15 protein-coding genes are annotated in these 13676 nt (G+C 70.4%); 9 read left to right on the plus strand and 6 right to left on the minus strand.

The genetic code is table 11. The annotated features are described in order from the left end of the window. Window positions 1–40: 40 nt before the first annotated feature. Window positions 41–652, minus strand: coding sequence for an aa3-type cytochrome oxidase subunit III (ctaE, locus tag N912_RS0113065; protein ID WP_156993490.1), 612 nt, complete (start codon window positions 650–652; stop codon window positions 41–43). Window positions 653–794: 142 nt separating this feature from the next. On the opposite strand from ctaE, the gene N912_RS0113070 reads away from it, so the two are divergent. The 3 genes from N912_RS0113070 to N912_RS0113080 are packed head-to-tail and all read left to right on the plus strand — an operon-like array spanning window position 795 to window position 3225. Next, on the plus strand, window positions 795–1235 hold the full coding sequence (locus tag N912_RS0113070; RefSeq protein WP_051580116.1) for a response regulator: 441 nt from the start codon (window positions 795–797) through the stop codon (window positions 1233–1235). A 30-nt stretch (window positions 1236–1265) separates the two neighbouring features. Continuing rightward, entirely contained in the window at window positions 1266–2339 is a 1074-nt protein-coding gene (gene trpD / locus N912_RS0113075; protein ID WP_028922789.1) for an anthranilate phosphoribosyltransferase, read from the plus strand. A gap of 7 nt (window positions 2340–2346) precedes the next feature. Continuing rightward, entirely contained in the window at window positions 2347–3225 is an 879-nt protein-coding gene (locus tag N912_RS0113080) for a proline dehydrogenase family protein (protein ID WP_028922790.1), read from the plus strand. Between the two features lie 121 nt (window positions 3226–3346). Here N912_RS0113080 and N912_RS66460 read toward each other — a convergent pair whose 3' ends face one another. Next, complete coding sequence (locus N912_RS66460) at window positions 3347–3469, minus strand: hypothetical protein (protein WP_281176264.1); 123 nt, start codon at window positions 3467–3469, stop codon at window positions 3347–3349. 57 nt (window positions 3470–3526) lie between these two features. Between N912_RS66460 and N912_RS0113090 the strand changes: the two genes are divergently transcribed. From N912_RS0113090 to N912_RS51530, 3 genes are all read left to right on the plus strand, one after another. Beyond that, window positions 3527–3721, plus strand: coding sequence for a DUF3046 domain-containing protein (locus tag N912_RS0113090; RefSeq protein ID WP_028922791.1), 195 nt, complete (start codon window positions 3527–3529; stop codon window positions 3719–3721). 173 nt (window positions 3722–3894) lie between these two features. Then, a complete protein-coding gene (gene recA, locus N912_RS0113095) occupies window positions 3895–4932 on the plus strand; it encodes a recombinase RecA (protein WP_028922792.1) in 1038 nt (345 codons plus the stop codon). A 2-nt stretch (window positions 4933–4934) separates the two neighbouring features. Further along, on the plus strand, window positions 4935–5459 hold the full coding sequence (locus N912_RS51530; protein ID WP_051580117.1) for a regulatory protein RecX: 525 nt from the start codon (window positions 4935–4937) through the stop codon (window positions 5457–5459). Between the two features lie 13 nt (window positions 5460–5472). Here the strand turns inward: N912_RS51530 and N912_RS0113105 are convergent, their stop codons facing one another. Beyond that, complete coding sequence (locus tag N912_RS0113105) at window positions 5473–6441, minus strand: LysR family transcriptional regulator (RefSeq protein ID WP_028922793.1); 969 nt, start codon at window positions 6439–6441, stop codon at window positions 5473–5475. Window positions 6442–6652: 211 nt separating this feature from the next. On the opposite strand from N912_RS0113105, the gene N912_RS0113110 reads away from it, so the two are divergent. Genes N912_RS0113110 through N912_RS0113120 form a run of 3 tightly spaced genes read left to right on the plus strand, consistent with a single transcriptional unit; the run spans window position 6653 to window position 10162 of the window. After that, window positions 6653–7453 (plus strand): hypothetical protein, encoded by an 801-nt coding sequence (locus tag N912_RS0113110; protein WP_028922794.1) that lies wholly within the window; start codon window positions 6653–6655, stop codon window positions 7451–7453. Window positions 7454–7481: 28 nt separating this feature from the next. Next, window positions 7482–9404 carry a fumarate reductase/succinate dehydrogenase flavoprotein subunit gene (locus tag N912_RS0113115; RefSeq protein WP_028922795.1) on the plus strand — a complete coding sequence of 641 codons (1923 nt, stop codon included), beginning with the start codon at window positions 7482–7484 and terminating at the stop codon, window positions 9402–9404. Further along, window positions 9401–10162 carry a succinate dehydrogenase/fumarate reductase iron-sulfur subunit gene (locus tag N912_RS0113120; protein ID WP_028922796.1) on the plus strand — a complete coding sequence of 254 codons (762 nt, stop codon included), beginning with the start codon at window positions 9401–9403 and terminating at the stop codon, window positions 10160–10162. Before N912_RS0113115 ends, N912_RS0113120 begins: the two co-directional genes overlap by 4 nt. Here N912_RS0113120 and N912_RS60260 read toward each other — a convergent pair. The 3 genes from N912_RS60260 to N912_RS60265 all read right to left on the minus strand — a co-directional run. Continuing rightward, the gene (locus N912_RS60260; RefSeq protein WP_051580118.1) at window positions 10144–11178 is read right to left on the minus strand and encodes a Gfo/Idh/MocA family protein; all 1035 of its coding nucleotides are present in this window, start codon (window positions 11176–11178) and stop codon (window positions 10144–10146) included. The genes N912_RS0113120 and N912_RS60260 overlap by 19 nt on opposite strands. Continuing rightward, window positions 11166–12452, minus strand: coding sequence for an aspartate aminotransferase family protein (locus tag N912_RS51540; RefSeq protein ID WP_051580119.1), 1287 nt, complete (start codon window positions 12450–12452; stop codon window positions 11166–11168). The genes N912_RS60260 and N912_RS51540 overlap by 13 nt, the downstream gene beginning before the upstream one ends. Continuing rightward, the coding region (locus N912_RS60265; RefSeq protein WP_211261226.1) for a formylglycine-generating enzyme family protein at window positions 12449–13676 on the minus strand (1228 nt) is incomplete at its 5' end. The genes N912_RS60265 and N912_RS51540, both read right to left, overlap by 4 nt.

Below are 13676 nucleotides of genomic sequence, written 5' to 3' on the forward strand. Positions count from 1 at the left end.
TCTTGAACCCTCGCTGTCAGGTCGGGCGCTCGAGGAGCGGTCAGCGGATGAAGTAGATCACGGAGAACAGGCCGATCCAGACCACGTCGACGAAGTGCCAGTAGTACGACACCACGATGGCCGCGGTGGCCTGGGCCGGGGTGAACTTGCTGAGCTTGGTGCGGATCAGCAGGTAGACGAAGGCGATCAGGCCGCCCGTGACGTGCAGCGCGTGGAAACCGGTGGTCAGGTAGAACACGGTGCCGTACGCGCTGGACGGGATCGTGGTGTGGTGCTCCGTGATCAGCACCCGGTACTCGTTGACCTGGCCGAGGACGAACGCGGTGCCCATCACCAGGGTGATCAGGTACCAGCGGCGCAGCCCGAACACGTCACCGCGCTCGGCGGCGAACACGCCGTACTGGCAGGTGAACGAGGACGCGACCAGGATGATCGTGACGACCAGCGCGTACGGCACGTTGAGCTCGGTCGGCGGTGGCGGCCACTCGCCGACGTTCTGCGCTCGCGCGGTGAAGTAGATGGCGAACAGCCCCGCGAAGAACATCAGCTCGCTGGAGAGCCACACGATGGTCCCGATGCTGACCATGTTCGGGCGGTTCAGCGAGTGGATACGCTGGCTGATGTTGGGCGCTGCCGTCGTCACGTGGGTCATTATTACCCGCGCGTTTCGCCCGAGTGGCTCAGGGTTGCGCACGGTGAGTCATGGGTGTGGTAGCTCACTGTGGCGATGGGTACGCCGGACCCGGCCTGGCCTATTATTTGCGCCGCACCGACCTGGGAGGAAGCTGACCGCCGTGAGCAACGCAGTCGACACGGGGAGGCCGGCACGCACGGTGCTCGTCCTCAGCCACCGGCCCGCCGTGCGAGAGTCGATCATCACGGCCGTCGGCCGCCGACCCGCCCCGGACGTGGGCAGGGTGCGGTTCCTGGAGGCCGAGAACGTGGCCGAGGTGCTGGCCGCGATGGACTCCGGCCAGGTGGACCTGGCGATCCTGGACGGCGAGGCGCAGCCCACCGGCGGCATGGGCCTGTCCCGCCAGTTGAAGAACGAGATCACCGACTGTCCTCCGATCGTGGTGGCCGTGCAGCGCCGCGACGACCGCTGGCTGGCCACCTGGTCGCAGGCCGACGCCGTGCTGGTGCACCCGCTGGACCCGCTGGCGGCCGCCGAGACGGTGGCCGAGGTGTTGCGCGGCGTTGGTGATTCCTCAGCCGCACCGGCCGTGCGCGGCTGATAACCGTCTCGGCGATGTGACGGGATAGACATGAGTACAGAGACCGGCGTGCCGGAGCGGAGCTGGCCGGGGCTGCTCGGCCAACTGCTCGGCGGCACCGACCTGACCGCGGCCGACACCGCGTGGGTGATGGACCAGGTGCTGGCCGGCGACGCCAGCGACGTGCGGCTGGCCGGCTTCCTGATCGCGCTGCGCGGCAAGGGCGAGACCGCCGAGGAGATCGCCGGGCTGGCCGAGGCGATGCTGGCGCGCGCCCGCCGGGTCACCCTCACCGCCCCGGCGGTGGACGTGGTCGGCACCGGCGGCGACCACTCGCAGAGCGTGAACATCTCCAGCATGTCCGCCATCGTGGTGGCCGCCGCCGGGGTGCCCGTGGTCAAGCACGGCAACCGGGCGGCGTCCTCGCGCTCCGGCGCCGCCGACCTGCTCGAGGCGCTCGGCGTGGCCATCGAGCTGTCGCCGGGCGCGGTGGCGCGCTGCGTGGCCGAGGTGGGCGTGGGCTTCTGCTTCGCCCCGGCGTTCCACCCCGCCATGCGCCACGCCGGCCCGGTGCGCAGCCAGCTGGGCGTGCCGACCGCCATGAACGTGCTCGGCCCGCTGACCAACCCGGCGCAGCCCCCGGCCGGCCTGGTCGGCTGCGCGGACCCCCGGCTGGCCCCGGTGCTGGCCGCCGTGCTGGCCGGCCGAGGTGGCTCGGCGCTGGTGGTGCGTGGCGACGACGGGCTGGACGAGATCACCACCACCAGCACCACCTCGGTGTGGGTGGTGGCCGGCGGCGCGGTGCGGCGGGAGACGCTGGACGCGGCCGAGCTGGGCGTGCCCCGGGCGACGGCGTCCGACCTGCGCGGCGGGGACGCGGCGGTCAACGCCGAGGTGACCCGCCGGCTGCTGGCCGGGGAGAAGGGGCCGGTCCGCGACGCCGTGCTGGTGAACGCGGCCGCCGCCGTCGCCGCCTTCGGCGGGCTGCGCGGCGAGCTGACCGCCGAGGTCCGCGCCGGCCTGGACAGGGCGGCCCACGCCGTCGACTCCGGGGCGGCGGCCGACCTGCTGGAGCGCTGGGCGACGTTGTCCCAGAAGCTCGCCGCCTCGCCCGACGAGGACTGACCAGGGCGTGCCGATCTCCCGGGACGTCCTGTTCCGCCTGGTCACGAACGAGCGCCTGGAGCGGGCCGTGCGGTCCGTACCGCCGGGGGAGCGGCTGGCCTGGAAGGCGGCCTCGCGCTACGTCGCCGGCACCACCTTCGAGGACGCGGCCCGGGTCGCCCGCCGGCTGCGCGAGCACGGGGTGGCGTGCGCCATCGACCGGTTCGGCGAGCTGGTCGAGGACGCCTCGATGGCGCGCCGGGTGGCCGACGGCTACCTGCGGCTGGCCGGCGAGCTGACCGGGCTGCCGGACGGGACGTGGCTGGCGGTGGACCTCTCGCACCTGGGCCTGGACGTGGACCCACGCGGATGCGCCGACCACCTGGCGGCGATCGCGCGGGCGTTGCCGGAGGGCCGGCGGATCCAGGTCGGCGCCGAGGACACCGCCCGGACCGACGCGGTCCTGACCTGCGTGCTCGACGTGGCTGCCCGCGACCTGGCCGACCGGCTGGGCGCCACCGTCCAGGCCAACCTGCGCCGCACCCCCTCGGACCTGGACCGCCTGCTGGCCGCCGGCGTGCACATCCGGCTGGTCAAGGGCGCCTACGTCGAGCCGACCGCCCGTGCCCTGCGCTACGGCGAGCCCACCGACGTCGCCTACCTGCGCCTGGCCCACCGTCTCGCGGCCGCCGACGCCCCGTTCGCGCTGGCCACCCACGACGGCGTGCTGCGCGAGGCGCTGCTGTCCGCGCTCGGCCCGGTCCCGGTGGAGCAGCTCTTCGGCGTGCGCCCGGACGTGGTGGACGACCTGGTCGCCCGCGAGGTGCCCGTCCGCGTCTACGTCCCGTACGGAGACAACTGGTTCCGCTACCTGATGCGCCGGCTCGCGGAGTCGCGCGGCTCCTAACCACTTCCGCGAGTCGGGCGTCTCAGCACACTGAGTCGCGCGTTTCAGCACATCGGGAGTGCGCTGGGGCGCCCGACTCAGTGTGCCCACACGCCCGACTCGCCGAAGTTCTGTGCGGGCGCTAGCGCTTGCGCTGGTGCCACCACCAGCGGGCGAGGACGACGAGTGCGGACACCAGCATGGCCAGCACGACCAGCTTGCCGAGCGGGGAGGACATCCCGGTCGGGTCGGCGTCGGTGAACACGCCTGCCACGCTACCGGCGTTCCGGGGCGCGTCTCGGCGGTGTCCTACCGTGGCCGGGTGCGACTGACCCATTTCCGTGAGCTGATGGCCAACGAGTTCGGCGAGGTGCGGGCCACCTCGCTGGCGACCGACCACGTGTTCGCCGAGCTCGACGGGCAGACCGTGAACCAGGCGCTGGAGGCCGGCTGGGAGCCCAGGGAGATCTGGAAGGTGGTCTGCGTGGCCTACGAGGTCCCGCGCGAGCGGCGGTGAGCGCGGATTGTCCCCTATCGGCGTGTCACTGTCGGCTTCGAACAGCCGTTCGGCTAAGGTGTTCTCCACATCCGGTGGAGTTGTCCACAGATGACGCTCGCGGTCGCCGAACCGTCGGCCCTGCCGCCTAACGTCATCCACATCGCGTTCCTACGTCAGCAAGGTGGCATTCGATGACCGCTCCCGACCGCGAGAAGGCCCTGTCCCTCGCGTTGGCCCAGATCGAGAAGAACCACGGCAAGGGCTCGGTGATGCGTCTGGGCGATGAGGCGCGGGCGCCGGTGGGGATCATCCCGACGGGCTCCATCGCGCTCGACGTCGCCCTGGGCGTCGGCGGCCTGCCGAGGGGCCGGGTGGTGGAGATCTACGGCCCCGAGTCCTCCGGTAAGACGACGCTCACCCTGCACGCGGTGGCCAACGCGCAGGCCGCCGGCGGCATCGCCGCGTTCATCGACGCCGAGCACGCGCTCGACCCGGAGTACGCCAAGGTCCTCGGCGTCGACACCGACGCGCTGCTGGTCTCCCAGCCGGACACCGGCGAGCAGGCGCTGGAGATCGCCGACATGCTGATCCGCTCCGGCGCGCTGGACCTCATCGTGATCGACTCGGTGGCCGCGCTGGTGCCGCGCGCCGAGATCGAGGGCGAGATGGGCGACAGCCACGTCGGCCTGCAGGCCCGGCTGATGAGCCAGGCGCTGCGGAAGATCACCAGTGCGCTGAACAACTCGGGCACCACCGCGATCTTCATCAACCAGCTCCGGGAGAAGATCGGCGTGATGTTCGGCTCCCCGGAGACCACGACCGGTGGCCGGGCGCTGAAGTTCTACGCCTCGGTCCGGCTGGACATCCGGCGGATCGAGACGCTCAAGGACGGCACCGAGGCGGTCGGCAACCGGACCAGGGTCAAGGTGGTGAAGAACAAGGTCGCCCCGCCGTTCAAGCAGGCCGAGTTCGACATGCTGTTCGGGCACGGCATCAGCCGGGAGGGCTCGCTGATCGACGTCGGCGTGGAGCAGGCGCTGATCCGCAAGTCCGGCGCCTGGTACACCTACGAGGGCGACCAGCTCGGCCAGGGCAAGGAGAACGCCCGCAAGTTCCTGCTGGAGAACCCGGACGTGGCCGCCGAGATCGAGAAGCGGATCAAGGAGAAGCTCGGGATCGGCGCCCAGCTCGACGCCGACGAGACGGTGCCGGCCCCCGTCGACTTCTAGTAGTGGCGGGCACGGAGACCGACCCCCCTGGTGACCCCGAGACGGTGGCCAAGGCCATCTGCCTGCGGCTGCTCACCGACCGGGCACGGACACGTACCGAGCTCGCGGCCGCGCTGCACCGCAAGGGCGTGCCCGCCGAGGTCGCCGAGCGCGTCCTCGGCCGGTTCTCCGAGGTCGGCCTGATCGACGACGCGGCATTCGCCGAGCAGTGGGTGCGTTCCCGGCACAACTCGCGCGGCCTGGCCCGGCGCGCGCTGGCCGCCGAGCTGCACCGCAAGGGCGTGGACGGCGAGGTGGTCGGCCGCGCGGTGGCGGCGCTGGACCGCGACAGCGAGGAGCGGCGGGCCCGCGAGCTGGTCGACCGCAAGCTGCGGACCATCCCGTCGGCCGACCACCGCGCGGCGAACCGGCTGGTGGGCATGCTCGCGCGCAAGGGCTACCCGGCGGGCCTGGCCTACCGGGTGGTCCGGGAGGCCCTGAGCGAGCGCGGCGTGAAGGGGCTGCCGGAGGAAGCGGACCTGGACTAGCGGGTCACGAGGGTCACGGTGTGACGGGGTCGGGGGCTTCGCGGCGCAGCACGGTGACGTCGGCGTCCACGCTGCCGATCGCGGGCAGGGTCCGCACGAAGGAGAGCAGCGTGTCCCGGAACGCGGCGGTGGCGTGCGACGCGGCGACGTCGGCCCGCCGCGCCAGCGCCACGGTGCGGTAGAGCGGCGGGATCAGTGTGGTACGGCGCAGCCGGGGCCGGCCGATGAACATCAGGTCGGGCACCACGGCGACGCCCGTGTCGTTCTCCACCAGCCGCAGCACCGCGTCCATCTCGCCGCCCTCGACCGCGAACCGGGGCGTCACGCCGGCCTCCCGGTACGCGCGCAGCGTCACCTCGCGCAGGTCGTAGCCGCTGCGGAACATGACCAGCTCGCGGCGGGCCAGCTCGGACACCGACATCGACCCCCGCCTCGCCGGCGCCTGGCCGGACCGCGCCGAGGCCACCGACAGCCGCTCGCGCAGCAGCGGCATCACCGACAGGCTCGGATCCAGCCCGGCCGGCGGCACGATCACCAGCGCCTCGTCCAGCTCGCCGCGCAACAGGTCGCGCACCAGCAGCTGCGAGCCGTTCTCCGCCAGCTCCAGGTGGATCGCCGGATGCCGCTGGTGGAACAGCCGCAGCACGTCGGCCAGCAGCCCGACGCACAGGCTCGGGGTGGCGCCCACCCGGACCCGGCCCCGGCGCAGGCCGATCAGCTCGGCCACCGCCGTCCGGGCGCCCTCGCTGTCCGCCAGCATCCGCCGGGCCAGCGGCAGCACCGCCTCCCCGGCCGGGGTCAGCGCCAGCTCGCCCCGGCCACCGGACTTCGCCCGGTCCACCAGCGGGGCGCCCAGCTGCTCCTCGAGCGCCCTGACCTGCCGGCTGAGCGTGGGTTGCGCAACCCCGCACTGCTCGGCAGCACGGGTGAAATTGCGCACGTCAGCGAGCGCGACGAAGTACGCGAGCTGCAGCAGCGTCATACCCATAGCCTACGGGCATCACTCCTGACACGCCGATGCATTGGACGTCGACGGCCTGCGGTAGTTGGCTGGTACCCCGAACATCAATCCCGTACTGACAGTCCTAGGCTCCATGGCATATCACCTTTCCGACGACGTGGTCTCGGCGCACAGCGATCCCAGATGCGTGGCACGTCCGCCGGCTTGAAGAGACAGGTAAGGAAGACCTGACGTGTCCACCACCACAGATGCGCCCTCGGGTCGGGCGCAGATCAGCGCGCGAACGCTCCGGACCGACAGGTGGTGGCTCCCGCCGCTGCTCACGGTCATCGGCCTGGCGGCGTGGGTCATCTACGCCACGGTCCGGGTATTCATGCAGAAGTGGTACTGGGTGCCGGAGCACCACTACCTCACGCCGTTCTACTCGCCGTGCGTGTCGGCGGGCTGCGATCCCGAGTCGGCGCTGTTCGGCCGGTTCCTCCCGGACTGGCCGATCCTGCCGTTCGGCGCGATCAGCCTGCCGTTCCTGCTGCTGTTCCGGCTCACCTGCTACTACTACCGCAAGGCCTACTACCGCAGCTTCTGGCAGTCGCCGCCGGCCTGCGCGGTGGCCGAGCCGCACGCGCGTTACACCGGCGAGACCCGGTTCCCGCTGCTCGGGCAGAACCTGCACCGCTACTTCTTCTACATCGCGTTCCTCATCTCGATCGTGAACACGGTGGACGCGGTCCTGGCGTTTCGGGGTACGGGCGGCGGGTTCGGCATCGGGTTGGGCACCGTGATCCTCTGGGCGAACGTGCTGCTGCTGTGGGCGTACACCGTGTCCTGCCACTCCTGCCGGAGCATCATGGGGGGACGGCTCAACCACTTCTCCAAACACCCGGTGCGGTACTGGGCGTGGACCCAGGTGACGAAGCTGAACGCCAAGCACCAGCAGCTGGCCTGGACCACGCTGGGATCCCTGGCGGTGGCCGACTTCTATGTCATGGCGCTCGCCGCGGGGTGGTTCGCCGATCCGCGGATCGTGAACTGAGGCCGCCGAGATGACAACAGGTGAGAACATGACCAGCGAAGCAGACACTCGCACCGAGATCGAGCGGCACTCCTACGACGTGGTGGTCATCGGCGCCGGCGGCGCCGGGCTGCGCGCCGCGATCGAGGCCCGCCAGCAGGGCAAGAAGACGGCGATCATCAGCAAGTCGCTGTTCGGCAAGGCGCACACGGTGATGGCCGAGGGCGGCGCCGCGGCCGCCATGGGCAACGTGAACCCGAACGACAACTGGCAGGTGCACTACCGCGACACCATGCGCGGCGGGAAGTTCCTGAACAACTGGCGGATGGCCGAGCTGCACGCCAAGGAGGCCCCGGACCGGGTCTGGGAGCTGGAGACCTACGGCGCGCTGTTCGACCGCACCAAGGACGGCAAGATCAGCCAGCGGAACTTCGGCGGGCACACGTTCCCCCGGCTGGCGCACGTCGGCGACCGAACCGGCCTGGAGCTGATCCGTACCCTGCAGCAGAAGATCGTCTCGTTGCAGCAGGAGGACTTCAAGCAGACCGGGGACTACGAGTCACACATCAAGGTCTTCCACGAGTGCACGATCACCGATCTGATCAAGACCGACGGCCGGATCTCCGGAGCCTTCGGCTACTGGCGCAACACCGGCCGGTTCATCCTGTTCGAGACCGGCGCGGTGGTGCTGGCGACCGGCGGCATCGGCAAGTCGTTCAAGACCACCAGCAACTCCTGGGAGTACACCGGGGACGGCCACGCGCTGGCCCTTCGCGCAGGCGCGACGCTGATCAACATGGAGTTCATCCAGTTCCACCCCACCGGGATGGTCTGGCCGCTGTCGGTGAAGGGGCTGCTGGTCACCGAGTCGGTCCGAGGTGACGGCGGGGTGCTGCGCAACTCCGAGGGCAAGCGGTTCATGTTCGACTACATCCCGGAGGTGTTCCGGGAGCAGTACGCCACCACCGAGGAGGAGGGCGACCGCTGGTACACCGACCAGGAGAACAACCGGCGCCCACCGGAGCTGCTGCCCCGCGACGAGGTGGCTCGCGCGATCAACTCCGAGGTCAAGGCCGGCCGGGGCTCGCCGCAGGGTGGCGTGTTCCTGGACGTGTCCACCCGGATGCCGGCCGAGGTGATCCTCAAGAAGCTCCCGTCGATGCATCACCAGTTCAAGGAGCTGGCCGACGTCGACATCACCAAGGAGCCGATGCAGGTCGGTCCGACCTGCCACTACGTGATGGGCGGCATCGAGGTCGACCCGGACACGGCGGCGTCCAAGGTGCCCGGGCTGTTCGCCGCCGGCGAGTGCTCCGGTGGGATGCACGGTTCGAACCGGCTCGGCGGCAACTCGCTGTCCGACCTGCTGGTGTTCGGCCGCCGCGCCGGCCTCGGAGCGGCCAACTACCTCGATGAGCTGGGCGCGGCGCCGGCGGTCGACGAGACCGAGGTCGCCACGGCGCGGGATCGTGCGCTGCTGCCGTTCCGCCAGGAGGGCGGGGAGAACCCGTACACGGTCCACCTCGAGCTGCAACAGGCCATGAACGACCTGGTGGGCATCATCCGCAAGGCCGACGAGATGGAGCTCGCGCTCAAGAAGCTCGAGGACTTCGCCACCCGGACCACCCAGGTCGCGGTCGAAGGCCACCGCGAGTTCAACCCCGGCTGGCACCTCGCGCTGGACCTGCGCAACATGCTGCTGGTCTCGCTGTGCGTGGCCAAGGCGGCGCTGGAGCGCACCGAGAGCCGGGGGGGACACACCCGCGACGACTACCCGGTGATGGACGCCGACTGGCGGCACGTGCTGCTGGTGCTCTCCGCCGAGGGCGAGGGGAAGGTCCGGCTGGAGCGCCAGGAGCAGGTCCCGATGCGGCCGGATCTGCTCGACCTGTTCGAGATGGACGAGCTGAAGAAGTACTACACCGGTGAGGAGCTCGGCGGCCACCGGGCAGGCACGGAGGGACAGGCATGAGCTACACGGCGCACTTCCGCGTCTGGCGGGGCGACTCGGAGAAGGGCGACCTGGTCGACTACCAGGTCGAGGTCAACGAGGGTGAGGTCGTGCTCGACATCATCCACCGGCTGCAGCAGACCCAGGCCGGCGACCTCGCGGTGCGGTGGAACTGCAAGGCCGGCAAGTGCGGTTCGTGCAGCGCGGAGATCAACGGCCGGCCCCGGCTGATGTGCATGACCCGGATGAACACGTTCGAGGAGTCCGAGGTCATCACCGTCACGCCGCTGCGCACCTTCCCGGTGGTCCGCGACCTGGTGACCGACGTGGAGTTCAACTACCAGAAGGCGCGGGAGATCCCGGCGTTCGCGCCACCGGCCGGCGTCGCCCCCGGCGAGTACCGCATGCAGCAGGTCGACGTGGAACGCAGCCAGGAGTTCCGCAAGTGCATCGAGTGCTACCTGTGCCAGAACACCTGCCACGTGGTGCGTGACCACGAGGAGAACAAGGCGGAGTTCGCCGGCCCGCGCTACCTGATGCGCATCGCCGAGCTGGACATGCACCCGCTCGACTCCGCCGACCGCCAGCGCGCCGCGCAGGAGGAGCACGGCCTCGGCTTCTGCAACATCACCAAGTGCTGCACCGAGGTCTGCCCCGAGCACATCAAGATCACCGACAACGCGCTCATCCCGCTCAAGGAGCGCGTGGTCGACCGCAAGTACGACCCGCTGGTCTGGCTCGGCAACAAGATCCGCCGCCGTCAGCCGTCCGACGCCTGACCGGGACGGGTGCGTGAGCCGGCCGTTCCGAGCGCTCGCTCCGTGAGGCGTTCGGGACGGCCGGTTGCGGCGGAGGTGTGGGCGGCGGTGAGGATGTCCGCGATGTGCACCGCGGTGTTCCATGCCTGGCTGCGGCTGCCTGCCCGGCCGAGCTGGTCAAGGAACGCTTGGTGGACCGCTTTGGTCCAGGTCCTATGGGTGTGTCCGCCGGCGGAGTGGTCCTCGGTTGTCGAACCGTAGGTAGTTGTGGCGGTGGTCAGGTCGAGCCGTCCGTTGTGCAGCCGGGCGCGGCCGCGTGCGCCATGCAGCTCGTAGGTGTTGGTGCGGGTGGTTCCGTGCCAGGTCAGCGTGATCGTCGCGGTGGCGTCGTTCGCCAGCCGCATGCTCAGGCGGGCGGCGTGGTCGGCGCCATTTTCGCCGGTAGTCGTCGTGCAGGCCACGGAGGTGACCGGTTGACCGGCGAGTTCGCAGGCCAGGTAGCAGGCGTGCGGGCCGTGGTCGTAGAGAATTCCGCCGCCGGCCGAGGGTTGTGTCCGCCAGGCGAGGTGGCCGTGGGCGGGTTTGGTCCGGCTGATCGCGATGGCCACGTGGAGGACGGGGCCGATCACTGTGGTTGCGATCGTCCGTAGGTGCTCCACGGCGGGGGAGTGCAGGTAGTTGTGCACCGGGTAGAGCACCAGGCCGGCGTCGGCGGCGATCTTTGCCAGCTGGCGTCCCGCGTTGGCGTCCAGCACCGCCGGTTTCTCGCACAGTACGTGCGCTCGGTGCCGGACCAGCGCGGTTCGCATGTGTTCCTCGTGGTACGCGGGCGGGGTGCACACGACCACGATGTCCGGATGCACGTCCAGCTCATCGAGCCGGGCCCCGATCGCGGCCGAGGGATACCGTGCGGATGCCGCGTTCCGTCGGGCCGCCGCCCGGTCGGCGATGCCGGTGATCCGGATGGCCGGTCGGTCGGCCAGCAGAGTCGCGTGCAGTTCGCCCGCGCCCCCGTAGCCGACGATCACGACGTCCATGTGTTGAGGATCGACGCGATGGTGTGCGCCGCATCGGTCAGCTCGGCGATGTCTATGGTCAGCGGCGGATACAGGCGCAGCGAGCCGCCTCCGGTCATCACCAGCACGCCGTTCTCGAGCAGCCGGGTGAATACGGCGTGCAGTTGTTTCTTGTCGAGCGGGGCTCGGGTTTTCTCGTCCGCGACGAGCTCGATGCCGACGGCGAGCCCGATGCCGCGGATCTCGCCGACAATTCCGCGTTCGGGTATCACCTCGCGCAGCAGCGCGGTGAACTCGGCCCCTACGGTGCGCGCGCGCTCGGCGAGGCCCCGGCCGCGGACGACCTGAGCGACGCTCGCTACCGCGGCGCAAGCCAGTGGGAAACCGCCGTAGCTGGATGAGCTGGCGCTCGGTTTACCGAAGGTGCCGGTTTCCATGATTTCCGCGGGTGCGGCGATCGCCGATACCGGGTAGCCGTTGCCCATGCCTTTACCCAGTACCACGATGTCCGGGGAGACATCCTCGCTGGCCAGGATCGTGCCGGTCCGGCCGAGGCCGGTCATGGATTCGTCGGCGATCAGCAGCGCGTCGTGTTCGTCCGCCAGCTCCCGCAGTGCGGCGAGGTATCCGGGCGGTGGGATGACGTTGCCGGCGCGTCCCTGCACCGGTTCGACCAGGATCGCGGCCAGCGATCCGCTGGAGGTCTCACGCAGGGTTTCCCGTGCGAGGTCGACACAGGCCAGTCCGCAGGCTGGGTAGGTGGCCTTCAAGGGGCATCGGTAGCAGTAGGCGTACGGGGTCGTGTGCACTCCGGTCATGGCCGGGCCCAGGCCGGCGCGTGCTCCGCCGGTCGCCGCCAGCGCGGCGGCGGTTCTGCCGTGGAACCCGCGCCAGAACGAAAGGATCTCGAACTTTCCGGTGGCCGATTTGGCCAGCCTGATCGCCGCCTCCACCGCCTCGGCGCCGCCGCTGTAGAACTGCACGCGGTTCAGCGTCGCCGGGAGGAGGCCGGCGAGGCCGCGCAGCGCGTCCAGCCGTGCGGTCGAGGCGTGCGCGCCGATCATCCACGCATCGAGCTGCCGGTGCAGGGCGTCGAGGTAGCCGGGATGGCTGTGGCCGATGAGATTCACCCCGGCCCCGCCCATCAGGTCGAGGTAGTCCCGTCCGTCCGCATCGGTCAGCCATGCCCCGCCGGCCCGCTCGATCACCAGACCAGCCCAGGCCACCGCCTCGGACACGCCGGGGCCGAGGACGGCCAGTTCCTCGGCCCAGTGCTCGGCCTGACCGCCGCTCATCGCAACACCACCGCCGCTCGAAAGCCCCCGCCCGGGTGGCGTTGCTCGGCGGCCACCCGATTGCGGGTGTAGCTGTTCGCGCAGTCCGTCGCGTAGTAGAAGGCGCCGCCGCGAACGACGCGCCGAACACCGGGCAGGTCGGGGTTTTCCCGGCCATCGCCGGCGTCATAGGGATAACCGTGTGCCGGGGTGCGGTAAGACGGACCCCACGCGCTGCGCGTCCATTCCCACACGTTCCCGATCAGATCGACACAGCCTGTGATGTTGTCGCCGCCGGGGGAGAACGTGCCCACCGGGACCGGGCCGCCGAGGCCGGTCGCACGGATATTGCACCGCGTGGCATCGGGTCGAGTACCCCATGGATACGGGTCGCCTCGCCCATTGCCGGCGGCGCATTCCCACTCGACTTCGCTGGGCACCATCACTTGCTCCGTCTCGGTCAGGATTCGCCGGTCGTGCAGCAGCCGGTCCAGCCACGCGCAATAGCGGCGCGCGTCGTGGAAGGACACGTTCACCACCGGCCAGTTCGTCCCGCGTTCCCATAGGTCTGTGCGGGTCTCCCAGTGGTCGGGGCACGGCCCGCCCTCGGCGATCAGAAACGTGAGATATTGCCGGTCGGTGATGGGTGTGCGGGACAGCAAGAACGGCGGCAGCTCGACCCGACGGCGGGGTGCTTCGGCCGGATCGGTGTTGTCGGCCCCGATCAGCGCTGCCCCGCCTGGCTGTTGGACGAACTCGGGCAGGAAGAGGCGATGTGCGGCCGCGTCGAACACGTGACGAGGCAGCCGGCCTTTCCAGCGCAGCATGGAAAGCGCGGGTTGAGCCGACCTTCGGGCGAGACGCTCCGCGTAATCCTGGACCTGAGCGGACAGGTCGCGCTTGGCCAGGTCGTTCAGCTCGTAGCGGGCTTGCTCGTGACCGTTGTCGGCGAGCCCCGCGAGTTCGAGGGCGGCGTCCAGCCGGGATCCCTCGTCCGGCGAGAACAGATCCGCGTGGATGTGCTCGGGCAGCAATGGAGTGCGCGGGCCGGGCAGGATCGAGCTGGTTTTCCAGGAGGGGAGCGCGCATGCGTCACCGCCGAGCGCTCGGATCAGATCAGCCGCGCGGGCGGCCGCCGTGTCCAAGCCGCAATCCGTGCCCGCGGTGGCATCGGTGGCCAGTGCGCGATCCAACGCGTGCTCGACGCTCGACGCTCGACGCTCGACGCTCGACGCTCGACGCTCG

The organism is Actinospineispora acaciae DSM 45401 (assembly GCF_000620785.1).
GTDB lineage: Bacteria > Actinomycetota > Actinomycetes > Mycobacteriales > Pseudonocardiaceae > Pseudonocardia > Pseudonocardia acaciae.